21 protein-coding genes are annotated in these 25,238 nt (G+C 74.3%); 2 read left to right on the top strand and 19 right to left on the bottom strand.

Translation table 11 applies throughout. The features are described from left to right. The first annotated feature begins 326 nt into the window (after positions 1 to 326). Positions 327 to 539, top strand: coding sequence for a hypothetical protein (locus ACIO1C_RS01920; RefSeq protein ID WP_401857244.1), 213 nt, complete (start codon positions 327 to 329; stop codon positions 537 to 539). Between the two features lie 26 nt (positions 540 to 565). Here ACIO1C_RS01920 and ACIO1C_RS01915 read toward each other — a convergent pair whose 3' ends face one another. The 17 genes from ACIO1C_RS01915 to ACIO1C_RS01835 all read right to left on the bottom strand — a co-directional run bounded on the left by ACIO1C_RS01915 (position 566) and on the right by ACIO1C_RS01835 (position 23,281). After that, on the bottom strand, positions 566 to 2,107 hold the full coding sequence (locus tag ACIO1C_RS01915) for a hypothetical protein (protein ID WP_401857242.1): 1,542 nt from the start codon (positions 2,105 to 2,107) through the stop codon (positions 566 to 568). Positions 2,108 to 2,122: 15 nt separating this feature from the next. After that, positions 2,123 to 4,726, bottom strand: a complete 2,604-nt coding sequence (locus ACIO1C_RS01910; RefSeq protein WP_401857240.1) for a GTPase-associated protein 1-related protein — start codon at positions 4,724 to 4,726, stop codon at positions 2,123 to 2,125. Next, entirely contained in the window at positions 4,723 to 5,916 is a 1,194-nt protein-coding gene (locus tag ACIO1C_RS01905; RefSeq protein WP_401857238.1) for a hypothetical protein, read from the bottom strand. Before ACIO1C_RS01905 ends, ACIO1C_RS01910 begins: the two co-directional genes overlap by 4 nt. Further along, positions 5,917 to 7,755 carry an Hsp70 family protein gene (locus tag ACIO1C_RS01900; RefSeq protein WP_401857236.1) on the bottom strand — a complete coding sequence of 613 codons (1,839 nt, stop codon included), beginning with the start codon at positions 7,753 to 7,755 and terminating at the stop codon, positions 5,917 to 5,919. Next, positions 7,752 to 9,914 (bottom strand): AAA family ATPase, encoded by a 2,163-nt coding sequence (locus ACIO1C_RS01895; RefSeq protein WP_401857235.1) that lies wholly within the window; start codon positions 9,912 to 9,914, stop codon positions 7,752 to 7,754. The genes ACIO1C_RS01900 and ACIO1C_RS01895 overlap by 4 nt, the downstream gene beginning before the upstream one ends. After that, positions 9,911 to 11,332, bottom strand: coding sequence for a hypothetical protein (locus ACIO1C_RS01890; protein ID WP_401857233.1), 1,422 nt, complete (start codon positions 11,330 to 11,332; stop codon positions 9,911 to 9,913). The genes ACIO1C_RS01895 and ACIO1C_RS01890 overlap by 4 nt, the downstream gene beginning before the upstream one ends. After that, positions 11,329 to 11,976 (bottom strand): 4Fe-4S single cluster domain-containing protein, encoded by a 648-nt coding sequence (locus ACIO1C_RS01885; RefSeq protein WP_401857232.1) that lies wholly within the window; start codon positions 11,974 to 11,976, stop codon positions 11,329 to 11,331. The genes ACIO1C_RS01890 and ACIO1C_RS01885 overlap by 4 nt, the downstream gene beginning before the upstream one ends. Then, a complete protein-coding gene (locus ACIO1C_RS01880; RefSeq protein WP_401857230.1) occupies positions 11,973 to 13,040 on the bottom strand; it encodes a hypothetical protein in 1,068 nt (355 codons plus the stop codon). The genes ACIO1C_RS01885 and ACIO1C_RS01880 overlap by 4 nt, the downstream gene beginning before the upstream one ends. 2 nt (positions 13,041 to 13,042) lie before the next feature. Further along, on the bottom strand, positions 13,043 to 13,855 hold the full coding sequence (locus tag ACIO1C_RS01875; protein ID WP_401857229.1) for a protein phosphatase 2C domain-containing protein: 813 nt from the start codon (positions 13,853 to 13,855) through the stop codon (positions 13,043 to 13,045). After that, positions 13,852 to 14,619 carry a hypothetical protein gene (locus ACIO1C_RS01870; RefSeq protein ID WP_401857227.1) on the bottom strand — a complete coding sequence of 256 codons (768 nt, stop codon included), beginning with the start codon at positions 14,617 to 14,619 and terminating at the stop codon, positions 13,852 to 13,854. Before ACIO1C_RS01870 ends, ACIO1C_RS01875 begins: the two co-directional genes overlap by 4 nt. Continuing rightward, positions 14,616 to 14,867 carry a hypothetical protein gene (locus ACIO1C_RS01865; RefSeq protein ID WP_401858013.1) on the bottom strand — a complete coding sequence of 84 codons (252 nt, stop codon included), beginning with the start codon at positions 14,865 to 14,867 and terminating at the stop codon, positions 14,616 to 14,618. The genes ACIO1C_RS01870 and ACIO1C_RS01865 overlap by 4 nt, the downstream gene beginning before the upstream one ends. A 77-nt stretch (positions 14,868 to 14,944) precedes the next feature. Next, entirely contained in the window at positions 14,945 to 16,078 is a 1,134-nt protein-coding gene (locus tag ACIO1C_RS01860) for a macro domain-containing protein (protein WP_401857225.1), read from the bottom strand. Positions 16,079 to 16,160: 82 nt separating this feature from the next. Then, positions 16,161 to 16,841, bottom strand: a complete 681-nt coding sequence (locus tag ACIO1C_RS01855; protein ID WP_401857223.1) for an RES family NAD+ phosphorylase — start codon at positions 16,839 to 16,841, stop codon at positions 16,161 to 16,163. Then, entirely contained in the window at positions 16,838 to 17,521 is a 684-nt protein-coding gene (locus tag ACIO1C_RS01850; RefSeq protein WP_401857221.1) for a hypothetical protein, read from the bottom strand. The genes ACIO1C_RS01855 and ACIO1C_RS01850 overlap by 4 nt, the downstream gene beginning before the upstream one ends. After that, positions 17,518 to 21,024, bottom strand: coding sequence for a CHAT domain-containing protein (locus ACIO1C_RS01845; protein WP_401857220.1), 3,507 nt, complete (start codon positions 21,022 to 21,024; stop codon positions 17,518 to 17,520). The genes ACIO1C_RS01850 and ACIO1C_RS01845 overlap by 4 nt, the downstream gene beginning before the upstream one ends. 38 nt (positions 21,025 to 21,062) lie before the next feature. Continuing rightward, positions 21,063 to 21,605, bottom strand: coding sequence for a hypothetical protein (locus ACIO1C_RS01840; protein WP_401857218.1), 543 nt, complete (start codon positions 21,603 to 21,605; stop codon positions 21,063 to 21,065). 245 nt (positions 21,606 to 21,850) lie between these two features. Then, positions 21,851 to 23,281, bottom strand: a complete 1,431-nt coding sequence (locus ACIO1C_RS01835) for a dihydrolipoyl dehydrogenase family protein (RefSeq protein WP_401857216.1) — start codon at positions 23,279 to 23,281, stop codon at positions 21,851 to 21,853. A 127-nt stretch (positions 23,282 to 23,408) separates the two neighbouring features. On the opposite strand from ACIO1C_RS01835, the gene trxA reads away from it, so the two are divergent. Next, the gene (gene trxA, locus ACIO1C_RS01830) at positions 23,409 to 23,789 is read left to right on the top strand and encodes a thioredoxin (RefSeq protein ID WP_401857214.1); all 381 of its coding nucleotides are present in this window, start codon (positions 23,409 to 23,411) and stop codon (positions 23,787 to 23,789) included. Positions 23,790 to 23,883: 94 nt separating this feature from the next. Here the strand turns inward: trxA and ACIO1C_RS01825 are convergent, their stop codons facing one another. Both ACIO1C_RS01825 and ACIO1C_RS01820 read right to left on the bottom strand, forming a co-directional pair. Beyond that, positions 23,884 to 24,147, bottom strand: a complete 264-nt coding sequence (locus tag ACIO1C_RS01825) for a hypothetical protein (RefSeq protein ID WP_167023222.1) — start codon at positions 24,145 to 24,147, stop codon at positions 23,884 to 23,886. A gap of 10 nt (positions 24,148 to 24,157) precedes the next feature. After that, positions 24,158 to 25,168 (bottom strand): LacI family DNA-binding transcriptional regulator, encoded by a 1,011-nt coding sequence (locus ACIO1C_RS01820; protein ID WP_401857212.1) that lies wholly within the window; start codon positions 25,166 to 25,168, stop codon positions 24,158 to 24,160. Positions 25,169 to 25,238: the final 70 nt, after the last annotated feature.

Below are 25,238 nucleotides of genomic sequence, written 5' to 3'. Positions count from 1 at the left end.
CGCGCCCGCCTCCGGCGCGTCCCGCCCGGCGACCGCACCCGGCTGTCCGCCCTGCTCGTCCACGTCCTGGCCGCGCACACCTTCCGCACCGAACACCACCACGCCGACTACCGCCCCGACCAGCGGGCCACGTCCTCCCGCCACGGTGTCTACAGCGCCAACCTCGTCCTCCTGATGCTCGCCGTCACCGGCGGCTACTGTGGTTCGCCGGCAGGCTGGGAGCGACGGACGAGGAACTGGCCTCCCTCTACCGACGATTTGACAGGCTTCTAGGAGGAGGGAGTCACCTCGACCGGCCGTTCTCCGACCCCGCGATCGAGGATCGGGTGTCCCTGCTGGTGCTGGGACTGCTGTCGGTCGACGTATCCCGGCTCCCGACGGACCTCGTGATCCGGCACTTGAGAAACGCGACGTTCTTCGCCCGCGCGACCGGGACCAGGCATGAACTCGTGCTGTCGGCCCGCCTGGCACTCCTCACGGCGGACAGCGAGGTCGGCTACCCGCGTCTGACAGCGGGGCTGAGCAGGTGGCTCTCCTGAAAGGACCAGCTGCCGGGGCGGGTCCGTCAGCCGTCGAGACACCAGTCGACCAGGGGGGCGATGCTCGGGTGCACCTGTCGGTCCCCCACGGTCACCGACGCGGTGAAGAAGTATCTGACCTCCCGGAACTCCGTCTCCATCGAGCGGGTCAGATTGCCGAGCCCCAGCCCCTCCGCCAGCCAGTGCCGCGCTCCGGCACTGTCACCGCTCGCCGGCCCCGCCGGCACCAGACCGTGCGCGTCCAGCAGGTCCGTCTTGCTGATGGCGACGGCCAGGCGTGATCGGTTCAGCGGGGCACCCGTCTGCCTCATCGCGTGGAACGACTGCCCGAAGACGAGATCCGGCGGGACGGGTGAGGCGAGCGTGCGGTCCACGAGGGGGCCCGGCGGCGGACTGACGCCCGTCCAGAAGGCGTCCACCGCGAGTGGGTCCAGTACGAAGACGAAGGTACGGGCGGCGCGGGCGTAGCGTAGTTCGTCGGTGCCCTCCCGGTTCACGAACCGCTCGCCGGCCGTGTCGAAGAGATGCACCAGGCGTTCGGCGCGCCCGCCGCCGAGTACGAAGGTGTGGGCCCGTGGCAGCGCGGGCCGGGTGCCCCGGGTGTGCCCCCGGATCTCCAGCACCTCACGCAGCACCTGGTAGCCGGCGAGCGATTCGTCGTCGGCGAGCCGCATCGCGGGCCCGCCGCGCGCGGCGGCGTTCTCCAGGTGCAGCAGCATGGCGCCCATCAGCTGGGTCTTGCCCGCCGCCCGGCCGCCGACCAGCGGGAGCACCGTCTCGCGCGCGTGCCCGGCGTCCGCGTTCATCGCCTCTCCGCAGTTCTGGTGGGTGCAGTACGCCTGGAGCCTGCCGTTCGCGCGCGTCAGGACCAGCAGGGTGGGCATCCGCTCGCCGCACGCGCAGCGGCGCCGGAAGAGCCCGTACGTGCCGGGGCGCAGGTCGGTGTGCCTGCGGCGGCAGCTCTGGCGGGGGCAGTCGTACGCGGGGTGCGGCACGCGCGCGTAGCAATGCGGGCAGAGCATGCCGTCCGGAAGCCGCTTCATCCACAGTGCGGTCCGGTCGAGCGCGCGCAGCGCTCCCGCCGTCAGCAGGGCGGCCCCGCTCAGCGCCGCCACTCCGAGGGTGTGCAGCAGCAGGAGGGCGGCCAGCAGGAGCGCGCCGAGGACCGCGCCGAGGGTGAGTCCGGCGCACAGGGCCAGTCCGGTGGCCACCGACGTCACGGTGCGGTCGCTGTGTCCCGACAGGCGCTCCCGGGCGACGGTGCGGAAGCGGTCGCCGACGCTTCTGCGGTACATCCGCCGGGCCAGAGTGAAAAGTTGGCGCAGATCGCGCAGGGCCGGTCCGAAGAAGTAGCTGCGGTGGGCGGGAACGGGCTCGTCCTGCGGCCTGTGGGGCGGCATCGTCTGGAACTCGGGGGTGCGGCGGCGCAGCACGCCGTGCGTCAGCCTTGCGTAGCGCCCGGCCAGGCGGGCGACCAGCGCGACGGCCTCGCCGACGGCGAGGAGTGCGAGGACGGACAGGGCGAGGGCGACAGCGAGTGCGAGGAGACTCCCGATCAGGTCCATCATGTCCCCATCACCGCTTCACCGCTTCTTCCTGTCCGGTCCGGTCGCGGGGCCGCGCTCCCCCGGCCCGCGGTCGGGGGTTCCACGATCCGGGGTCCCGCGATCCGGGGTCCCGCGCCGTCCGAACCGGCGCAGGAGTTTCTGCGAGGCGCTCAGCCGCCGGTGGGCGGCGGTCAGCAGCGCGTCCGCGAGTTCGGGGTTGTGGGGTCCCAGCGCCGCGGCGAGCCGTTCGGTGTCGCCGACCCGCCACACCCGCTCGGCGTGGCCGCGGACGGCCGTGACGATGCCGCGGTGGGTCTCGGCCAGTTCCGTACGGCGGTCGACGAGGAACAGCCCGGCCACATGGCTGAGCAGCACCTCGCCGACCTCGCCGTCGCGTGCCACCGCCTCCGCGTGGACGGCGCGCAGATAGGCGTCGGCCGTGCCGAATCCCAGGTGCGCGAGCATCGTGGGCAGTTGGCCGGGGTCGGCGGGCAGCCGCAGCAGGGCGTCGACCAGGCGGAAGCGTTTCAACGCCCGCAGCGGGGCCACCACTTCGGTGTCCCGGCCGGTGAAGTGGCCGGCGAGCACGGTGGCTTCCCGCGCGCTGTGCAGCAGGGAGCCGAGTTCACGGACGGCGGCGACGGACTCCTTCGTCCGCGACGGCAGCCAGTCGCTCCGGGGCGGGCGGGAGAGGAGGTCGCACAGGTCGAGACAGGCGTCCAGTCCGGCCCGGTCGTCGATCTCCTGGCACACCGCGCGGTCGAACCACTCGCCGAGCGCTCCGGCCTCGCCCGAGCGCCCGCCGTGGGACGCCTCACCCGGCCGTTTCCCGGTCACCCGCCCGGTCACCCACCCGGCCGCCTGCCCGGACAAGCGCTCGGACAGCCGCTCGGACAGCCGCCCGGCGATGTCGATGGCCTCCTCGTGGCTCCACGGCGGCCGTCGCCACAGCCCGGAGAGGAGGTCGGCGTCGGGGAAGCGCTGCCCCCGCACCTCCAGGATCCTGATCATCAGCTCGACGGTCCGTTCGGGATTCCGTTCGCTCAGCGCCGTCCAGTAGTGCTCAAGGAGCTCCGGTCTCCCCTCCAGGTCCCGCTCGTCCAGGAGGCGCGCGGGGAACTGGGAGAAGAGCTGGGGGTGGCCGTCGCGCGTGTCGATCAGCTCCGCCACCCCGGCGACCAGCTGCGCCGCGAACCGCGGCACACACCGCAGCAGTTGTTCGGTCTCGCGGCGGAACGCGGGCCCGGCCGCGTGCCGGGTCGTCCCCTCCAGGAGGTCGCGTGCGAGGTCCGCGCTCACCCGGCGGACCGTGGGTTCGGGCAGGTCCAGCTCCGCTCCGTGGGCCCACAGGAGGAGCCGTACCCGCTGCCGTACCCCCGCCGTCTCCGCCAGCAGTTCGCGCCAGAGCGCCGTGGCGCTCGCCCGCACCGCCGGGTCGGCGATCGCGACGGGCGCCTCCCTGATCTCGTCGCCGGCCGCGTAGGCGCGCATCCGCGACTCGTACAGCTTTCCCTCCAGATCCTGGTGGAGCGCGGGGTCGCCGCCCGCCAGCGCCGCCGCGCTGAGCGCCGCCAACTGCCCTTCGTCCAGCTCGCGGTGCGGCAGGCAGAGGTCCCGGGCCACGACGGCGCGGCGCCGGCCGAGGTGTGCCGCGCCGGGGAGCCAGTCGCTGACCGCCGCGACATCGGCGGCGGTCAGCGTGAGACCACCCGCCGCCGCTGCCGCCGCCACCGGGGCGTGCCAGTCGCCGAGATGGCGCTCGGCGCCGTCGGTGTACTCCGCCGTCCAGGACCAGAGCGGCCCGATGGAGCCGATCCCGATGCGCACCAGCAGCCGTACCAGAGGGTGGACGGGCACGATCTCGGGGAAGCGCCGGGCCGCGAAGTCGAAGACGAGATACGACTCCTGGTCGTCGGGCCCGATGCCGGGCCTGGCCTCCGGTACGGCGCCGATGAGGTGCAGCCTGCTCCGGGTCGGCCGGAACAGATAGGTGGCGAAGGAGAGTTGGCGGGCGAGCGGGGGCGGCAGCAGATAGCTGACGGCCGCGAACCAGTGGGCGATCCGGTCGGTCGTCGTGTCGATCACCACCACGGACCGCTCCTCCGCGAGCGCGGTGAACGCGGCGGCCAGCAGGTGCTCCAGCTGGTCCGCGTCCGGGTGCGCGCGTACGAACTCCCCCACCGCGCGGGGTGTCAGGGGTCCCCGGGCGGGGGGATCGGTGAGCACCGGGATCTCGGTGCCGGGCGCGACCTCGGCCGTCCAGCCGGGTGATCCCCACAGCTCGATGCCGAGCATTCCGCCGCCCGCCGCCGCGAAGTCGTCGCTGTACAGGGCGTGGGCGAAGTAGTTGCCGAACCTGCGGGCGGAGTCCCGTCCCACGTACCGCACGCAGAGGCAGGTCGCGGCGTTCTCCGAGGGGACAAAGCAGAGGTTGACCGGGCAGCGGGCCAGCTCGCCCGGGGTGTCCGACTCGGCCAGCGGGCGGGGCGGGTCGTAGCCCGCCAGCGCCTCGACGGTACGCATCGTCTCGGCGCTCACGCCGGGGCTGACCGCGTTGAACTGGAAGCCGGAGAACCCACTGAGGCCGTGCTCGCAGGAGGTGTAGAGCAGCTGCTGGAAGCGTGCGCCGGGGCCGGTCATCCGCGCCCGCGTCCAGGGCCCGCCGGCAGGGCGCCGGATTCTTTGAGCAGCCACAGCAGCGGGTCGGCGACCCGGTAAGGCTGGATACCGGTCGCGGCGACACGGGCGTCGCCGGTGGGACTCCGGCCGAGCGCGGAGACGCCGAAGTAGCGGTGGCGGGCGTAGGAGTTCTCCAGGATCTGGTCGATGGGTACGCCGTCCCAGTCCTTGAGGAGCTGCCGTACCTCCTCGTGCACGCTGAGGCTGTCCTCCTCGTCGAACCGCTCTCCCGGCGGCCGGTGCCGGCGCAGCGGGCTGCCGGTGTCCAGCAGGTGCCAGAAGGCGTCGAGTTTGGAGAAGACCACGGCGACCGGGGTGTTCACCTTTCCCGCCGAGCGGTCCCTCCCGGGTGCGAGCAGCGTGTTCGTGACCCTGCCCAGCACGTTGACGGGCGCGTCCACACCCTCGGACCCCGGCAGGGCGGTGCCGGGCAGGGCGAGTTGGCGGGCGCCCGGCATCTGGAGGGGGTCGAGCAGCAGGATGACGCCGTCGGCGTTCGCCAGATAGCGGGTGTTGAGTTCCACGCTCTCCCGGGAGTTGAAGTCCTCGCCCGCGGTGTCGAAGAACGAGAGCACGGTGTGCCGCAGCCGTGGTCCGAAGAGTCCCGGGCGGCGCAGCCCCAGCCGGAAGACGAGGGGTTCGACCCGGTGGTCGTTGGCGACGGCGGTCCGGGTGCCGGGGAACATCTGCCCGTCGCGGTAGAGATTGTCCTGGTAGTCACTGCCGTAGCGGAGCATCGTGGCGTCGTCCGCGCCCATCAGCGAGGCGCCGTACGCGGCGCCCGCCCGGTTCATCATCTCGTGCAGCAGGACCGTCATGTACACGGTCTTGCCGGACGCCTTGGCGCCCACCATGGCGATCATGCGGTTCTCCACCATGCCGAACTCCACCGGCAGCGTGGAGCGGCAGACGGGGCAGATCCGGTACGCGGTCTCGTCGTCGCACTCCGGGCAGAGCGCCGTGGGTCTGCGGCCGTCCGCGCGGAAGGCGGGGCCGACCTCGGCACGCTGGCCCGTCCGGTCGGCGAGCACCTGGTCCCGGCTTCGGGCACAGCGCTTCTGGGTACGGCTGAGCCTGCTGGTGCAGCGGAACTGGATGTCCCTGGGGCCGAACGTCTCGTAGCAGTACGGGCAGGTGAGTCTTCTGGCCATTCAGGTCACTCGCAGACGGTGCAGCGCCGTGGGGCGGATGTCGACTTCGGACTCGTCGTTCGTACCGGCCGGGAAGCACACCAGCCAGGAAGCCTCCCGGCCGGCGGGCAGGGGGAACTCGACGCGCAGCGGCAGGCGGGCGGTGAGCCGCTGGGCCGGTGTCTCGTACAGGACGGTGCCTTCGGTGATGCTCATGGGGCGGTAGCGGCCGGTGCCGTGGACGATGAGCAGCGCGGGCAGGTCGCAGGAGGTCTCGGAGCGGAACGTCACGGTGGCCAGGCGTCCCTTGAGGCGGCGGCGCACGGACGGTTCGTACTCCACGACCGGCGGCTCGGCGGCGATACGGAGCGAGGACGCGCCCTCGCAGTCGACCGCGGGATCGTGGACCAGCGCCTCGACGGTGAGCGTCACCGCGCCGTGGCCCACCGGGAGGTCGAGGCCGCCGTCGTGTTCGTAACTGCGGCGCTTGCAGAGGAGGTCACCGGTGTACGGGGCGGAGGGCCGGGCGGTCCCGGCCGCCGCGGGAGCGGAGGGGGCGCCTTCGAGGCGCCAGCGGACGCGGGCGGTGAGCGCGCCGGGCGGCCAGGCCCACAGGACGAGGAGGTGGGCGCCGCGCCGGACGGCTTGCAGCTGCTCGACGGGGACGGCGACGGGAGTGCCGGCCGGGGCGGGACCGGAGGCGGGGTCCGGCGCCGGGGGTGGTGGCGAAGGCGGGGGCGGTGTGGCTGGCGGCGGGGTGGACAGGGGCTCGGTGGACAGGGGCTCCTGAGGCGGTTCGGCGGCCTCTTCGGGTGCGGGTTCCGGCTCGGGCCAGGGCCTCGGGTCGGGCCAGGGACCGGGCTCGGGCACGGGCTCGGGCTCGGGTGTCGGCCCGGGCTCGGGTGGGCGCGGTTCCGGGTCTTCGTGCCGGCCCCACGGCGCCGGTTCGGGGTCCTCCGGCGGGCGCGGCCCGGCCGCCGCTCGCGGCGGAGGAGCGGTGCCGGGCCCCTGCCTGACCCGCAGCAGGCCGAAGTCCTCCAGCGCCAGCAGGCCGTGGATCACGGCGAGTTCCGGGGTGACGCACCGTACGTTCAGGCCCAGCGCCGCCTCCAGTTCGTCCGCCGCTCCGGGAGCCGCGAACAGCCCGCCGGCCAGCAGCACGGCGTCGGGCGTCCGCGCGGCTCCGCCCAGCGCCCGGCCGATCGCGGCGTGCGTCCGTTCGCGCAGCGAGCCCGTGAGCCGGCCGAGCGTCGCCCGGTCCAGGGTCAGTTCGTGCTCCCGCCCCTCCCGGACGACGGTCAGGGCGGCACTCTCCTGTCCGGCGAGGGCCAGGCGCAGGCGCTCGGCCTCCGGCCGCAGATCTCCCCCGTCCGGCAGCTGCCGCAGCAGGTCCAGGGCGACGGCCCGGTCCCAGTCGTCGCCGCCCAGCCGTTGGGTGCCGGTCCCGATCACCCGTACCGTACGGTCCGGGGTGATCGTGAGGACCGTCAGGTCCAGCCTGGTCGCCCCCTGGTCGCAGACCAGGACGGTGCGGTCCACGCCCTCGACGACCGCGCCGTAGTGCAGCGCGGCGGCCACCGGCTCCGGCACCGGGTGCCGGACGGACAGCCCGGCCTGCTCGGCGGCGCGCAGCAGAGCCCTCTCCCGGCCGGGCGCCGGAGGCAGGCCGAGCGCCACCTCCTGGCCCGCCGGGGACACGGCCGGCGGGGCGACGGCGAGCAGCGTGGCGAGCGCCGCCGAGGGCTCCGGGTCCGCGGCGCCGCCGGGGGCGGCGAGGACGGCGGAGACGACGGTGGGGCGGCCGTCCGCGCCCGTGCCGCCGATCCGGCCGTAGCGGTGCCCGATGTCGATGCCGATCACGCGCCGCCCCCGGCCGTGATCGTGACGTCCCCGTCCGCGTCCACGCCGACCCCGAGCCGGCTGCCCGGCAGCGGCCGGTGCCCGATGAAGTGGGTGACGACGGCCGCGCGGAGCCGTTCCAGTTCGTTGCGGATCTGCCGTCCGCCGTACGCCTGATGGGCCGGATCGGACATCCGGTCGGTGATCCAGGGGTGCAACGCGGCCGTGTCGTAGTCGAGTTCGACGTGGTGCCGTTCGCGTACGGACTCGGCGAACTGGCCCAGCAGCCGGTCCGCGATCCTGACGACGTGCTCGCGGCGCAGCATGTCGAAGACGACCACACCGGGCTTGAGCCTGCCGTAGATCTCCGGCCGGCCGATGTCGCGGAACTTCTCCTCGACGGCCCGGGTGAAGTGGGCTTCCAGGGCGGCGTAGGGAAGCTCGTCCGCGCGCTGCGCCAGCAGGTCCCGCACGCCCTCGGCGCCGGTGTTGGAGGTGAAGATGATCAGGCACTGGGAGAAGTGCGCCGTCTGCCCGCGTCCGTCGGTCAGCCGTCCGTCCTCCAGGATCTGGAGGAATTTGTCGAGCACCTTGGGGTGGGCCTTCTCGATCTCGTCGAACAGCAGGACGCTGAAGGGCCGTTCCTGGACCCTGCGGGTCAGCTCGCCCCCTTGTTCGTAGCCGATGTAGCCCGGCGGCGCGCCCGCGAGCCGTTCGGCCGCGTGCTCCTGCTGGTACTCGCTCATGTCGAAGCGCGCGTAGGCGCTCTCGTCGCCGAACATCAACTCGGCCACGGCTTTGGCCAGTTCGGTCTTCCCGACGCCGGTCGGGCCGACGAAGAAGAAGGCTCCGCGCGGCCGGGCCGTGCCGGAGTTCCCGAAGTCCACTCCCACGAAGGCGGCCTGGAGCGCCGCCGCCACGGCGTCGACGGCCTTGTGCTGGCCGACGACCCTCGTGCCCAGTTCGCGGGCGGCGCGGCCGACCGTCTCGCGGTCGAGCTGGGTCCACGGGTCGACGCTGACGTTCAGCCGGTGGAGTTCGAGGAGTTTGTCGGGCTTCTGGACGGACGCGTTGCGCAGCCAGGACGTCCGGGCGAGCGCGTCGATCTCCCAGCCCGCCATGCCGTCCGTGGCGCCGACCAGCGCCTCCAGGTCGGCGCGCGACGCCTCGGACGCGCCCCGGAAGTCGTCGCGCAGCCAGGACACCCACAGCCGCCGTTCACTCGGATCGGGCGGGCCGACGTGCAGGGTGGCGACGCGCGGGTCCTCCAGGTGGAACCAGCCGGGCAGCCGGCCGATGTCACCGACCGCGCACAGCACGGCGTTGCGCGCGCGGGGCGCCGCTCCGGAGGAGGGGCCGGGGCGCGGTGTCACGGCGTCGGTCATCGCGGCGCGCAGCCGCAGATAGGCAAGGTACGACTCGGGCTGGCCGGGCGGGAAGCGGTGGTCGATGTCCTCGAACACGAAGGCCGTGGCACTGTCGGGGGAGGCGACGATACGGCGCACGGTGGCCGCGACGTCGTCGAAGGACGAGGGGCGGCGGGGCGCCACGGCGGCGAACAGGCCCTCGGTGCCGCGGCGGCGCTCCTCGCCCCGCCGGGTCGTCTCCTCCCGCCCGGTGCCGCCCGGCCGCGCACCGCCCGGCTCGGTACCGCCCGGCTCGGTACCGCCCGGCCGCGCATCACCCGGTTCCGTACCGCCCGGCCGGCTTCCGTGCCCGGCGCGGGGGTCCGCCGCGTCGCCGTCCCCGGATCGGGAGGCCTCGCGCGGGCGGCCCCGGGCCGCGAGCGCGTCGAACCGCTCCCCGTGTCCGGGCAGCGGGAAGTCCAGCCCGTCGACCGGGTCCCACCAGCCGACGACCTCGGCGCCCCGGGCCGCGAGCACCCCGGCGACCAGTCCGCGGAAGGAGGCCGGCCGGTCGGCGAACCACCAACGGTCCCTGATCCGGCCGTCCAGGATGACCTGACGGCCCCGCCGCAGCTCCCAGTTGAGGGAGACCGCCCACAGCGGCATCATCCCGTCGGCGGCGTCGGGGCCCTCACGCCGCGGCTCGTCCGGGTCGAGCGGGACATCGCTGGTGACGTCGCTGGTGACGTCGCTGGTGCCCCGAGTGTCGTACGGCCCCGGCCCCGGCCCCGCCGCGTCGCGCGCGCCGTGCTTCTCCCAGTCGACGGTGCTCACCGGGGCCTCCGCGCTTCGTCGCCCGGCAGCAGGCGGGCCGCCCCCCGGGGCGGCCTCCCCTCCCAGGTGAGCCGGCCCGGCCGGAAACCCTCCTCGCCCATGGCCCCGTGCACCCGGTCGAGCAGTTCCTCGGGCGTGCAGACGGCGCCCTCGGCGGCGGGCCGCAGGGCCATGTCGGCCTCGTTGTCCACGTGGTAGGTCAGCACCGGGTCCCCCTCGCCGTCGGTACCGACCGTCGCCTCGTACGTCGCCCCGCTGGGCCGCTCGAAGGACAGCACGAGCCGGGTGCCCCGGTCCTCGCCGCCCGTGAAGGCGAGGCCCGCGCCGGTCATGGCGTCCTTGAGCGCCCGGGCGAGGTCCCCGCGCCGGGAGTGGGCGAGCTGCAGGTCGTCCAGGCGCTCCTCCGCTGACGGCAGCAGCCGTTCCAGCGCGGCCAGCGCGGTCAGGGCCGCTTCGGCCCGCCGCGCGGTGAGCGGCGCCGTGACGGCGCGCAGCGCGGTCTCCAGCTCCCGCGCCAGCTCGGGGGCGCCCAGCTCCACCGCGTCACGGACGGCTTCCCGCGCCCCCGGCTCGACGACGCCGAACCGGTCCACGGCCTCCGCGAGCAGTTCCCGCAGCGCCTCGGCCCGCTCCCGCCGTGCCTCCTCGGCACGCTGTTCCGCCTGCCGTACGGCCCCGGCCGCGCGGACCGCTTCGGACGTGTGCCTGGCCACTTCGGACTCGTGCCGGGCCAGTGCGTGCTCCACGCCGCCGAGCACGGCTTCAAAACGCACCACGTGCTGGGGGCCCGCCGCGGCCCGCAGCCGGCCCAGCAGTTCGGCGCAGTTCCGGCGGCCCTCCTCGTCGTACGCGGCTCCGCCCGTGCCGTCGCCGCCCGTCCCCGGCGCGCCGGACGTGTCCGCCAGCCGTCGTTCCAGGGCCGCCAGCACCTCGTACTGGTCCGTACGCCCGGCCGGGGCGGCGCCGGCGGGGCGCAGGACGACAACCTGGGCGCGCAACTCCTCGATCGCCGCCTCCAGCGGCGTCTCGCCGCCGACCAGGCCCCGCAGTTCGGCCAGCCGCCGTCCGGCGCCGGTGAGGGGGCCGCCGTGTCCCGTGTCCGCCGCCATGCGGGCGATCAGCCGCTCGACCTCGTCCAGCCGGCGCGACTCGGCGCGACCGCGCTCCCGCCTGGTGCCGGCCGCGTGCGCGTCGCGCTCGGCGTCGCGCCGCGCATCGAACTCCGCCTCCTGGCGCGCGAGTTCGGCCAGGCGCAGCGCGGTCCGCCGGGCCCGCTCGGCCGCCAGGGCGGCCCGCTGTTCGGCGCGCTCCCGTTCGCGGGCCCGGCGCGCGGCGGCCAGTCCGGCGCTCACCGCCAACCCGAGCGCCAGGGTCACCGGGTCGACGGCGACGAAGCTGTACATCGTGGAACCGCTCATGGCTGTCTCCGGCCTCTCGTGTGCAGTACGAAGCCCCGCGCCGCGAGTTCCTCCTCCAGGCCCGTCCGGAATCCGGGGGTGGGCGGCACCCCGGCCCAGGAGAAGGAGCCGTCGGTCTCCAGCGCGCATTCGATCCCGGCGCTCGTGTCGGGCTCCGACAGCACCCGCGTGTACCGGTCCGAGAGGGCGAGCAGGCGCTGGTTGGCCGAGCCGCGCCAGCGCAGAGCGCCGTGCCGCGCGGCGACGTACGGTCCGTCCACCAGCAGGTCGAGCCGGTCCAGGAGGGCCTGTTGCCCGGCGCTGCCCCGGCGCAGTACCTCGTGGCGGAAGCCGGAGTAGGCCATCGCGGAGAAGTCGGGCCTGGTCGCGCGGACGGCGTCGAGGAGAGCGGCGAGCGCCGGTGCCTGGCTGAACGGTTCGCCGCCGGAGAGGGTGACTCCCTCGATGTCGGCCGACCCGGCGAGCCAGTCGGCCAGTTCGGCGACCGGCCGGCTGGTGCCGCCCTCGAAGGGCAGTGTCTCCGCCGCCACACAGCCGTGACAGCGCAGCGGGCAGCCCTGCACCCAGATCACGGCCCGCACCCCCGGTCCGAGGACGGCGCAGCGGTCCACCGTCCTGGCCACGGATATCTGACTGTCCGTCATAAAGGCTGCCCCCGTGTGTGGTCGGGCTCACCGGCGGGGACCGCCGGATAGCTGTCGGCGCCGCGCTCCTTCTGGTCGCACCAGGGGCACCACGGCCGTTCCACGGTGTGGACGTGCCGGGGCAGGACCCGGCAGACCGCCAGCCGTCCCGGTGCCCGTTCCGCAGCCAACCGCTCGGCCCACAGGGCGGCTTCGGGCCGCTTCCCGCCGAACGCGGCGCGGAACAGCTCCGTGATCCGGCGTGGCAGCAGGTCCGCCGGGGGCGCGGAGCGGGGCAGGAGCACCGAGGTCCGGTCGAGCACCGCGCACCGGCCGCGCAGCACGTTGTCGTCGAGCGACACGTAGTCCCCGCCGTCGCCCGGATGGCCCGCGAAGGGGTGCAGCCCCGACATCAGCAACTGGTGTACGAGCACGGCGAGTACGAAGTCGTCGGACGCGGCGTCCGGCGGCGCGGTGCCTCCGATCCGCTCGGGGGCCGTGTAGCCGGGGGTGCGCATCCGGCCGGGGAACACCTCCCGGCCGTCGGTGAACTGCCAGGAGTCCACGTCCGCCACGCCGACCCGGCCCCGGCCGTCGGCCCACAGGTTGTCGGGTTTGAGGTCCCCGACCACATAGCCCTCGGCGTGCAGCTCGGCCAGGAGCACGGCGAGCGCCTCGGCCGCCGCGAGCGCGGTCGCCCACGTCGCCCCGGGCAGCACGCGGACGCGGGCGGCCGGGGACAGCAGGTGGACAAAAGGTGTGAAGTCCTGGCGCATGTCCCGCATCACATAGCCGGAGGCCTGGTCCCGGTGGCCGGGGTCGCCCGCGGTCCGCACCGGCACCATCGGCCAGGCCACCCGGACCGGGCTGCCCGCGAGCAGCCGTACCGTCCTCGGCTCGCGCCGCTGTCCGACCAGCCGCTCGACACGGCGCCGGTACGCGGCCCGGTCCGGCGGCCGCACGACGAGCTTGGCAACAAGCGGCCGGGGATCCTCCACCGCGTACACCATTCCCTCGGCGCCGCTGCCGATCCGCTCGGTGAGCCGCCACCGGTGTCCGCTGCCGGAGATGACCGTGAGGCCCATGCTCACTCCCCTTCCGTGAGCGCGCACAGCACGGTGACGTCGTCACCGGTGCGCCCGGTGGCCGCCGCCGACAGCAGGTCCCGCAGCGGCCCGGCGTCGCCGCCGTCTTCGCGCAGGCGCGCGGAGACCGCGTGGAAGAACCGTGCCGAGGGCAGCGGTCCCGCCGCGAGCGGCAGCCCGCGCGCCGACGGGTGGTCTAGGGCCGGCGGGGCGCATCCGTCGGTGGCGAGGACAACGCCGCTGAGTTCCGGGTCCCACAGGGCGAAGGTGCGCACGCGCAGCCGGGCTCCGGGCGAGGAGAGGAAGCCGGGCGGCGGCAGGTCCGGATCGGGGGGCGGCAGGACCAGATGGCAGCGCTCGGGCCGCCCGGCCCCGTACCGCCGCCCGCCCCGCCGCTCGTGCTCCCGTGTCAGTACGACCGCGAAGCAGTCGCCCACGGAGAGGAAGACCGCCCAGGGCGGCCGGACAACGGCGGCGGCGAGGGCTGCGCCCAGCGCGCCGGGGTCGCCGTCGGGTCCCTGCACGGCGTGGGCGGCCCGCAGCCAGGCGTCGACCACCCGCACGCCGCGGGAGGCGATCCACCGCGTCCACCGCGCCGCCCCCGCGGAGGTGTCCGGCGGATCCTCCGCGAGCACCTGGCAGGCCGCGTCCACCGCGAGGTGCGCGCCGAGGGCGCTGCGCGCCCGGGTCCCGACGCCGTCCGCGACGGCCAGCACGGCCCGGCCGCCCAGGTCCACGGCCCGGAACGCGTCCTGACCGCCCTGTCCCGCGGCGAGACGGGCGGCGCCGGGGACACCGGCGCCGGCGACGATCACAGGCTGTCCTCCAGCCGGTTCATCCGTTCACGTACCGCCGCCATGTCCGCCACCTGCCGGTGGACCTCGTCCGCGTCGGACACCGCGCCCGCCTGGTCGGAGCTGAGAAAGAGCAGATCCAGGATCTGCCCGAAGTCCAGGCTGTCGAGCATCAGCGCCGCTCGGGGCGCCAGCACCTTGAGCAGCGGGAGATCCGCGCCGCGTACGCCGATCGCCTGGAAGACGCCCTCGCCCCGCTCCTCGCAACGGCGCAGCCGCCGTGCCGTCGGCGCCAGCGCCGCGGCGTCCTGGGGCCGGCCCTCGGTGTCGCTGGGAGCGCCGTCGGTGAGGAGCCACAGGAAGGGGCGGCGCACGGGCACCTTGCGGGTCTGAAGGGCCCGGTACCGCTCGCGTGACAGGTCGAGCGCCGTGTCGATCGCCGCTGTCATACGGGTGAGGCCGGAGGCGCCGAGCAGGGGCGGGCGCAGTTGGTCCACGGGCACGAACACGCGGCTGGTGTCCGCCTCTTCGGCCGGAATCAGGGACGCCTTCGCCGCGTCGTACACACGGACGTGCGAGTCGAAGGTGATCAGGCAGACCTCGACCCGCGAACGCAGCCGGGCCTCGGAGCGCACGCTGTCGAACCACCGGGCGAGCGCGGCGTTCAGCTCGGCGATCCGGGGGCTGTCGGCGGGGCGGCCCATGGACGCGGAGGTGTCGAGGAGGAGGACGACGGGCTGCCGCTCGTCGTAACCGTCGGCGAATCCGGTGCCGTACTCGCTCATACGGGCTCCGCCCCGGTCGCGGAAGCCGCGGGCTCCGCCCCGGTCCCTGAGGCCGCGGGCCCGGCCCCGGTCGCGGAAGCGGTCAGGCGGCCCAGGTCCGGGTCGTGGCGCAGCGCGGCCTCGCTTCCGCGCACGAGACCCGGTGCCGACGGCACCGCCCGCAGCAGCACTCCGTCGACCAGTACGTACACGTCGGGGTCCGGCCAGGTCATCACACGGCCCGTCGCCCCGTCCGCCCACTCGTCCATCCCCGTCACGCCGTGCTCCTCCCCCGTCGACCGCGTGGAACCGCAGGTGAATCGGTGCCGATGCCCCTGGTGTCCAGTCAACCGGACCCACCGGTCGCGGACCGGTCGGCGACGGGGCGGATTCTGGCGGGCAGCCGGTCCAGCAGCGCCGCGGCCACCGGGCTGCGCACGACGAAGTGCACGTCCCACCGGGCGCCGCGCGCCAACTCCGCCTCCACGGCGGCCCAGACGGACGCGACACTGATCGCGTACGGCAGACCGCCCCGCCCCGAGCCGAGCAGCGGGAAGCACACCGAACGCAGCGGCGGCCCGAAGAGGGTCCGCTCGTCGGCCAGGAGGGCGAACGCGCGGGCGGTGGCGCGGGTGACGTCGGCGGGCAGGACGTCGTAGTCGTTGGTCCCGGCGCGGGGCACCGCGACCGCCGCGTGGTAGATCCGGCGGATGCCCCGGTCGGCGAGGCCGCCGGAGCCGGTGGGCACGACGGTGCCCGGCAGCACGGGGCGGCCCGAGGTGCCACTGCGCGCGGCCCACACGCCCAGTTCGTCCCGGACCGGGTCGGCCAGCACGTCGCCGGTCACCCCGCGTACGGCACCGGCGCGGCGCAGGGACGCCGCGATGGACGACTTGTACAACTCCGGCAGTGCCAGGTGTGTGTTGACGGGTGACACGATCACATCGACGTCGCGCAGCAGGTCGACCGGGTGCACGTGCACGGTGACCTTCAGCTCCCGGCCGCCCACGGCGACGTCCAGCGTCCGGTGGGTGCCGCTGTTCCAGGCTCCGTCCGCGGTCGCGTCACCTCCCCTCGCGACGCTGCCGGTTCCGCCCGCACCTCCCGCTTCTCCGGCGCCGGCCGCCAGCCGGCCGACGGCCTCGGCGATCTGGCCCAGGACCATCAGCTCCTGGTCCTTGCGGAATCGCTCGACGCTGACCCCGTACACCTCCGCCGCCCGTTTGCGCCGGTCGGCGGGGGGCCAGTCCCGGGTCCCCGGTGCCAGGCCCAGGGTGTATTCGGCGGCCGTACGCAGGGTGCCCGCGTCCAGCCGCGAGACGGCGAGGCGCAGCAGCGCCTCGACGGTGCGGTCCGGGGTGCGCGCCGCGGCCACGTCCTTCAGCACGGACAGGTCCAGGACGCGCAGCCGCACCAGACCGGCCCGCCGCACTTCTTTCAACTCACCCAAAAGGGAGGCGTGTTCCACAGGCAGCGGCATATCTTCCACCATCGCACCCTGCGTGACGGGGCGACAAGTGACGGACCGGGCGGCACGGTCGTACCGGCATCCGCTCCGGGGCTCACACCTGCTGCCCCGGTACGGGCAAGGGCGGCAGGACGGCGGCGCGCAGCGGGGCGAGCAGGCGGTTGACCTCGGCGACACCCTCGGGCGAGCCCATGTCCGCGATGCCGGGTCCGGGAACGGGGACGAGGGGGTCGATTCCGCACCGGTCCGCGAAGAGCACGGACGCGAGCCGGGGCCGGTGACGCCGGGACTGCCACACCAGGCCCATCGCCTTCGGGGCCTGCGCCCGGATCTCGCTCGCCCAGCGCCGGGTCTTTGCATAGCGGTCGCCCTCCGACTCCAGCAGCCAGGAGTCCTGGCAGACCGCCGCCAGGTCCTCTTCGGTGATCAGCGAGACGACGTCCAGATCGGCCCGGGCCCGCAGCACGCTCAGCGATTTGCCCCTGACCGCCGCGTACGGGACGAGCCGCATGCCCGCCTCGGCGTCGAACTCCAGGGAACGCAGGAGGGTTTCGGCCAGGGCGGTGGCCGGGTCGGCGGCCTGGTACTGGTAGGAGTACGGATCGTAGGAGGTGCCGTCGAACCGGTTGCCGCCGAAGTGCGGGTCCACGGAGATCGGGTTGAACTGCTCGGCGGGCCGGCCCGCGCGGTGCACGCGCCACAGGTGGGTGCCGGCGGGGATGGTGTGGGGCCGGGGCCGCATCGTGTACGCGGAGGGCGGGACGGTGCCGGTCATCGGTCCCCCTCCACCAGGGCGCGGGCGGCGTCGGCGAGCGCCCGGTCCGGCAGTTCGCCGAGCAGGGACGCGGGTGGGCCGCCCAGCCATGTGTTGCCGCTGAGCCACCAGTGGGCGGCGCCCCAGGGGTCGACGTCCGCGAGCAGCAGCCGGTTGACGCGGCGGACGACGGGCAGGGGATCGGCGGTGCCGCCGGCGAACTGGAAGGCCGGGTAGCGGGCGCCGCGCAACGGGTCGTCCAGCCGGATCAGTTCCGACGGCGCGGCCTCGGCGGCCGTGCCGGTCCGCACCTCCCTCGCGGAGAGGGACGGGGCGGCGAGCAGCCGGCGCCGTACCCCGGCGATGATCTCCGCCGTGGACGGTACGGGCTCCGGCCCTGGCGCGGGCTCAGCCAGGCGCGCCAGCAGCTCGCGTGCCTGCACCACGGTGCGCGGCAGGTCCGTCGTGGCCAACAGCCGGTTGCTGTCCAGGGCGAGCCGCACCGGATGGTCGAACGGTAGGTCCAGCAGGACGAGCCGGACACCCTGGAGGTCCCTGCGCTGCTCCTTGGCGCTGCCGGCCCCGTCGGTGAGTGCCCGCACCCGGGTCAGCAGCAGGTTGTACCGCTCGGGCCCGAGGCTCGCGCGCACGCTCTCCAGGTGCTCGCCCACCAGGGCGAGCAGCCCGTCCGCCGAATTCATCGGGCCTCCTTCGCGGGGCCGGGGTGCCCCTGGTGGATGAACGCGGCCCAGACGGACAGCCGGTCGAGCCCGGGGCGGCGCATCTCCCGCAGCAGCGCGGGGCTCAGCGTCCCCGGATCCTGGCGGCCGGGGTCGAGCATCCACATCTGGGCCTCCCTGAGCGCGTCCGCCGGGCTGCGCCCCTCGACCGCCACGTGGTGGTGGAACACGGCCATCATCAGGGCCGACGCCCCGTCCTCGGTGGTCCAGCGCGAGCCCACCACATCGCGCGCCCCGCCCGCGACGAAGGCGGTGGTCAGGGTGAGCGCCTCGTCGTGGTCCCCGGTGCTCAGATCGGTCTCGCAGGCGCTGAGGACCACCAACGGGCCTCCGTCGTCCGCCTTTTCGCGCTCCTCGCGGTCGCGGTCGAGGAGCCGGTTCACGGTCAGCATGCCCAGATCCGGCGTGGCCCCGCTGCCGCCCTCGGCGACCGGCAACTCCTCGGTGCCGTCGGGGAAGGCGAGGTGCAGGGAGGAGACGGTGGGCCGGAGGCCCGCCGAGCCGTGCGACGCGACATGCAGCAGCGACAGCGGCTCCCCGAGGACTCCGAGCAGCTCTTCGGGGGTGCCTGCCGCCTCCCGCCGCGCGGGCTCGTCGTAGAACTCCCCGTACAGCCGGGCCTTCGGGTAGTACGACTCGTGCAGCGCCAGGACTTCCTGCTCGGCGCGGGTGAGGTCCTGGCGGGGGTCCGCGACCAGCACGGGCGTGTCGCCCGGTGGCCGCCGGGCCCGCCGGGACGCCGCGAGGAACTGGCCGCCGGACGCGGCGTAGCTGATGATCATCATCTGGCAGGCGTACGCGCGCCGCGCGCCCTCCGGCAGCCGGGCCGCGTGCCACGGGACAACTCCGAGCCTGCCGCACGGCACCAGGACGATACGGGGCGGGCCCGGCCTGTCACGGCGCCTGTGCTCGTTGGCCGCGAGCTTCTGCGCCACGCCGGTGATGACGTGTCCCACGACGGCGGGGTACGCCCAGTCGCACAGGTCGGAGAGCGCCGCTTCCCACGCCCGGTCGGCCGCCGGGTCACGGGGGTGGAGCGACCGTTCCGCCGCGGCCTCCAGATACCGGTCCAGCGGGCCGCTCCCCGCCCGGGAGAGCAGGGGCAGTTGAAGCACTCCGGTGCCGGTGTCCGGTCCCACGATCACGGCGGTGCCCGGTCCGTCGTCCGCGCCGGGGACCAGGTAGACCAGCGCGTCCGCGTCGCTGTCCGCGAGACCGGCCTGGAGGTCACTGACGGTCGGCGTGGCGAACAGCGCCCGGCGCCGGTAGTCGAGAGCCTCCAGCGCCTGCCTGCGCAGAGTGCTGGGAAGCTCGCCGGGGAGCGCGTCGAGCTGGACGGGGCGTCGTGCGGTGGAGGTCCGCCAGGAGTCGGCGAGCGTCCGGTGGCCGAGCCCTTCGAGGAGTTCGGGGACGGCGGCGGTCGCGGACGCCGCCTGCAGGACGAGCGCCCTGCCCAGTTCGAGGGCGGCCACCGCCTCCGGCACCTGGGCCCGGGAAGCGGCCCAGGCCGCGGCCACCAGGCCGCGTCCGGCGCCGGTGCGGGCGGCCAGCAGGCCGTGCTCGGAACCGAGTTGCAGAATCACGTCGGCGGCGAGGGTGCGCAGGCCCGCCATGGCGGCACCAATGGCGGCGGCCTGGTCCTCGGCGCTCCTGCGGGCCCGGCGGACGCTGTACAGGTCGGCGAGCTTCCAGAGCGCGTCGGCGGCGAAGTAGGACTTGTCACCGGCCTCGATCAGGGCCCGGATCTCTTCCAGCTCCTCGATGGCCCGGTCGAGGTCCGCCGGGTCCTTGCCGACGTCGTACCGCGTGACCAGTGACAGAGCGGTGCCCCAGCGGGCGTGGGCCGAGGCGTCGGGGGCCGAGACGAGGTCGCCCTGGAGCGGGCCGGGATCCGAGGTGAGGGCCGCCCGCAGGGACCGGTTCGCCGTCTCCAGCATGTCGAACATCTCGGAGAGGATCGGCACGGCGTGCTCCCGTGCCGCCGCGGCCCGTTCGTTGTACTCCAGGGCCTTGAGCTGCATCGCCCGCCGGTCCGTGAACCGGCCGCGCGCCATGTACGCCTGCGCGAGGACCATGGGAATCATGAAGTGGGCCTCCGGCTCCCGGGAGGGCTCGCCGTCCAGGGCGGTCAGCTCCGCGATGACCGCGTCCACTTCGCCCGGATCACCCGACTCCTCGGCCCTGCTCACCCGGGACATGAGGAGGAAGGCCCGGCCCGAGATCGAGACCCCGTCACCGCCGGAGCCCCGGGGACCGGGAAACGGATAGAACTCGCCGGAGCGGTCCGACACCAGCCGGGTGAATTCCGCCCCGAGCCGCTGGTCCTCGATGTTGCCGCCGGCGTACCTCCCCATGTGGAGCAGACCGCCGAGGGCGCCCTTGACGACGCCCGTCAGCTCGTGCCCGGGCGGCATCCGGTCGAGCGCGTCGCTCAGCCGGCCGAGGGTCTCGTTGAGCGCGTCCGGGTCGCTGCCGCGCAGGGCTCTCAGCGAGCCGAACAGAGCGGGGAGGAAGACCTGCCCGGCGAGGTCGTAGCCGGTGTCCCGGTCGCCCTTGCCCCGACTCTCGTCGTCCGCCGGGCTCCCGTCCCGGGCCTTGCCGTCCTGGGCCTTGCCCTCCCGGTCCTTCCCGTCTTGGGCCTCCCCGTCCTGGGCCTTGCCGGCCCGCGCCTTGCCGTCCTGGGCCGTCGCGTCCGGAAGCCCCGCCTCAGCGCCCTGCCCGGGCAGGTCCGCGACGCCCGGGGTCGGCGGCTCGTCCGGCAGCAGTCTGCCGAGCGTCCGCAATTCGTCCAGGTACGGGAATCCCTCGGGCAGAGCGCCGGCCAGACGCTCGACGCCCGCGGGCCCGTCGATCCCGTCGATCACCTCGAACGCCCTGCTCAACTGCGTGATCTTCTCCAGAAGATCCGGTGGCAGCGGCAGCGGCAGGTCCTTCATCTCCGGGAGGAGCGTCCCCATCTCGCGCGCCATGTCCTGCGCCCCCGCGGTTCCGTGGGCCGCCTGCCAGTTGAGCAGGGCCTCGAAGCTCGGCTGCTGTCCGAACCCGGCCCCCATCTCCGGCAGCGGCAGCAGCAGCGTCGCCAGGAAGGCGCCCGCCATGCTCCTGTCCCGCGGGTCGGTCGCCGCTCCGGTCTCCGGATCACGGGACTCCCGCAGCAGCCGCTGGGCCCGTTCCCGGTCGCCGGGCACGGCGCCGCCCTCGGCCAGATACCGCAGCGTCAGCATGACGCCGAGGCGGACGGTCACCTTGCCGCGCAACCGATCGTCGTGCGCCAACAGAGCCTGCAGCTGGTCGAGTTCGGCCACGGAGCTGTCGTACTCCCGGGCGTGCGGCCGGGGCTCGCCGTCTCGGGGCAGCAGGCGGGCCGACCGCTCGGTGGCCTCCGTCACCCACGTACGCAGGCCCTCCAGGCCACCGTTCCCGTCGTCGTTCACCTGTCCCCCGCTTCCTTCACCGATGGCCATGATGACCCCCTCCGGGGCCCCTTCGCCGTGAAAGCCCGTCAGTGCCCGGAATCCGACCGGGAATCGCCCAGCTCCGCCCTCATGCGCGCCCTCAACTCACGCAGCCGCGTCCAGAGTTCGTCTATCGCCGCCTGCGCGCTGTCGAGCGAGTCGCCCGGTCTCGGCACACCGCCGTCGAGGCGTCTGACCATCCCGTACAGGCCGTTGAGCGCGTGGCTGACCTCGCCCGCCGCTTCGAGGAGAGCGTCGGGCACCAGCAGCTGGACCTCGGCGTGGACCTCGCGGTGCAGATCCCGCGCCTCGACGAGCCGCCGGTGCGCCTCTTCGGTGTCGGCGGCCCGGCGCAGTGCGTGCAGATGGTCGGTGAGCGCCGCGAGGTACTGCCGTGCGGCGGTGTTGAGCGTGACATAGACGGCGCGCCGCGCGTTGTCGTGGCTGCGCCGCTCCCGCAGCCGGGCGTCGCGGTCGGCCTCCCGCTGCCGGCCTCGGTCCGCGGCGCGCTGGGTCAGCAGCGCGGACAGCAGTGTCCCCACGACCCCGACGGCGGCGGCCACCAGCGTGGTCGCGCCGCTCGCGTCCACCGTTCCCCCTCTCCGGCACGGCGCGACCACAGGGGCGGGGCCCCCCGCACCCCACCCCCTCCACCCACCCAAACAGCGCGGCCCGGGGACGGGGAAGACCACGCCCTGATGTCGACCGGCGCACGACCAGGGGACAGCCTGGACCGGCGGACACCCACCGGGCGACAACCGCATCCGTCACAGACGCGTTCAATCACCCCGCCGCCCCGCCACACACCTCCGCCACCCACCTCCCCCGCACGTCCTCAGCCGCGGTACGTCTCCAGCAGGCGCAGCCAGATCTCGCTGATCGTGGGGTAGGCCGGGACCGCGTGCCACAGCCGCTCGATCGGTACCTCGCCGACCACCGCGATCGTGGCGGAGTGCAGCATCTCGCCGACTCCCGGGCCCGCGAAGGTGACGCCGCGCAGGATTTCCCGGTCCAGGTCGACGATCATGCGGGCGCGGCCCGTGTAGCCGTCGCCGTACAGGCTCGCTCCGGCCACGGAGCCGATCTCGTAGTCGACCGCGCGGACCCGGTGGCCCGCCGCCTCCGCCTCCGCGAGGGTCAGGCCGACCGAGGCGACCTCCGGGTCGGTGAAGACGACCTGGGGGACCGCCGCGTGATCGGCGGTGGCGGCGTGGGCGCCCCAGCGGTCGGTCTCCAGGAGGGGGACCCCGGCGGCCCTGGCGGCGATCGCGGCGCCCGCGATCCGTGCCTGGTACTTGCCCTGGTGGGTGAGGAGCGCCCGGTGGTTGACGTCACCGACCGCGTACAGCCAGTCGCTGCCCTCGACCAGGCAGCTGTCGTCCACCGTGAGCCAGGAGCCCGGCCGCAGGCCGACCGACTCCAGCCCGATGTCCTCGCTGCGCGGGGCGCGTCCGGTGGCGAAGAGGATCTCGTCCGCCTCGACGCGCTCGCCGCCGTCCAGCACCACCGTCACCGGGCCCGTGCCGCCGTCGCGCTCGACCGAGGCGACGGAGACGCCGTAACGGATCGTGGCGCCCGCCTCCGTCAGCGCGTCGGCGACCAGTTCCCCGGCGAAGGACTCCATCTTCGGCAGCAGCCCGCCGCCCCTGATCAGCAGCGTGACCCGGGAGCCCAGCGCCTGCCACGCGGTGGCCATCTCGACGCCCACCACCCCGCCGCCGACCACCACGAGCCGCCCGGGGACGTGCTGCGAGCTGGTCGCCTCACGGCTGGTCCAGGGCTTGGCGCCGGCCACCCCCGGCAGTTCGGGGACCACGGCGCGGGTGCCGGTGCACACGGCGACGGCGTGGCGCGCGGTGAGCACCTGCTCCGAACCGTCCGGGCCCTTGACGACCACCCTCTTGGGGCCGTCCAGCCGGCCGTGGCCCCGGTAGATGTCGGCGCCGATGCCCTCGATCCAGCCGACCTGGCCGTCGTCCTTCCAGTGCGAGGTGAAATCGTCCCGGCGCGCCAGCACCGCGGCGGCGTCCAAGGGGCCCCGTACCGATGCGCTCAACCCGGGCAGCTTCCGCGCCTCCGCCTGGGCGATCGCCGGTCGCAGCAGCGCCTTGCTGGGCATGCAGGCCCAGTACGAACACTCGCCGCCGACCAGTTCGCTCTCCACCACCGCCGTGCGCAGCCCCGCGGCTCTGGCGCGGTCGGCCACGTTCTCCCCGACCGGCCCAGCGCCGAGCACCACGACGTCGTACTGCATAGCTTCACTCATGGGGTCAGTCTGGTCCCGGACCCCTGACATGGCCACACGATCGTGGGGAACGGTCGAGGAATACGGCGGTGCCACACACCGTTCCATCTGGCGGCTTCCCCCGGAGAGCAGGAAGAGGTATCAGGTCATGGCCACTGTGGAACTCACCAAGGAGAACTTCGACCGGACGGTGTCGGAGAACGACTTCATCCTCATCGACTTCTGGGCCTCCTGGTGCGCCCCGTGCCGCCAGTTCGGGCCGGTGTACGAGAAGGCGTCGGAGCGGCACGGGGATCTGGTCTTCGCCAAGGTCGACACGGAGGCGCAGCAGGAGCTGGCCGCCGCGTTCGACATCCGTTCAATTCCGACGTTGATGATCGTCCGCGAGAACGTCGCGGTGTTCGCGCAGCCGGGCGCGTTGCCCGAGACGGCCCTGGAGGACGTGATCGGCCAGGCCCGCGCGCTGGACATGGACGAGGTGCGCAAGTCGGTGGCCGAGGCGGACACGAAGGGCGCCGAAGGCGCCTGACGGCTTACGGCTGGGATCGGGCTCGGGTGGTGATCCGGGTGGAAGGGGACGGGCAGAGCTCGTCCCCTTTCGCATGTCCCGGACCGGACATGCCCTAGACCGCGTCCACGACCAGGGCCGACAGGCCGTAGTCCAGCTCCTCGCCGTCCACGAGCAGGGCCTCCACCGTCCGCGTCTCCGCGTCGATGTCGGCCTCCATGCCCTCGCCCGCGTATCGCGGATACCCCGAGGCGCCCAGGTCCCCCGTCGCCTCCACCACCGCCGACCGCAGGGCGCTCTCCGGCTCCTGTGGGCCCTCGTGGCCCTCGGCGTACTCGGGGACCAGCAGGATCTCGAAGCGCTGCGGCACGATCGTCATGGACGTGACGCTAGCTCGATTCGCGCGGAACGGCCCGCGCCCCCATCAGATCGTGACGTTCCGGTTCGCCGCCGGGGTCGCGGACCACGCGGTCCACCAACTCCGCCAGCCGCTGCCCGGTCACCAGATCCACCCGAACGGTCGAAAGGCGGGGCCGCAACAGCCGGCCGAGCAGCAGATCGTCCGCCCCGATCACCGAGGTGTCCCCCGGGACGTCGATCCCCTCGTCCTGGAGCGCCCGCATCAGCAGCATCGCGTACTCGTCGTTGTACGCGTACACCGCGTCCAGGCCGAGCGAACGCCACCGCCCGGCCAGCGCCGCCGCCGACTGTTCCGTGTACGCGAGCGGTACGGGCTCGACGTGCGCGCCGGACGCCGCCGCCGAGGCCCGGGCGCCCGCCAGGCGTGGCTGGGAGAAGAGCCCGAGGCCCGGCTCCTCGGGCATCACGACGCCGATGCGGCGCCGGCCGCGCTCGATCAGGTGGGACACGGCCCCGCAGCCGATCTCCCTCTGGTCCATGACCAGCGCGTGCGCGCCGGCGACCCGCTGCGGACCGAGGGTGATCACCGCCTTCGCGCCGGAGCGCTTCAGGACGTTCACGCCGTGCGGCGTCAGGGAGATCTCGCCGAGCGAGACGACCGCGACGGGCCGCAGCTCCGCCCAGGCGCGGGCGGCCCCGTCACCGTCGAGCCCGAGGCTGCCGTACTGCACCACGGTGTAGTCCAGGCGGCGCAGCGCCCACTGGAGTTCGTTGAAGAAGGTGCTGTAGAGCGGGCCGACGGGGGTGTGGGCCGAGGGCAGGAGCACCATCCGGGTGTGTCCGGAGCGCAGGCTGCGGGCGCCCGCGTGCGGTACGTAGCCCAGTTCGTCCGCGGCCTCCCGGACCTTGCGGCGGGTGGGTTCACTGATCCGGACGGCCGCGGCGTTGTTCAGGACGTACGAGACGGTGGCCCGGGACACTCCGGCCCGTCGCGCGACGTCGGTACTGGTCGGAACGGCGCGCTCGGGGGGCTGACTCATCGCTCTCGGCACCTTTCCAGGCGGGTTCGCGGTGTGATCCGGCGAAGGGCTCCTGGGTAGTACGCAATTC

The organism is Streptomyces sp. NPDC087420 (genome assembly GCF_044744165.1).
In the GTDB taxonomy this organism is placed as follows: Bacteria; Actinomycetota; Actinomycetes; order Streptomycetales; family Streptomycetaceae; genus Streptomyces.
Note: the sequence above shows the minus strand (reverse complement) of the source record. Positions and strands in the feature narration are given on the sequence as shown.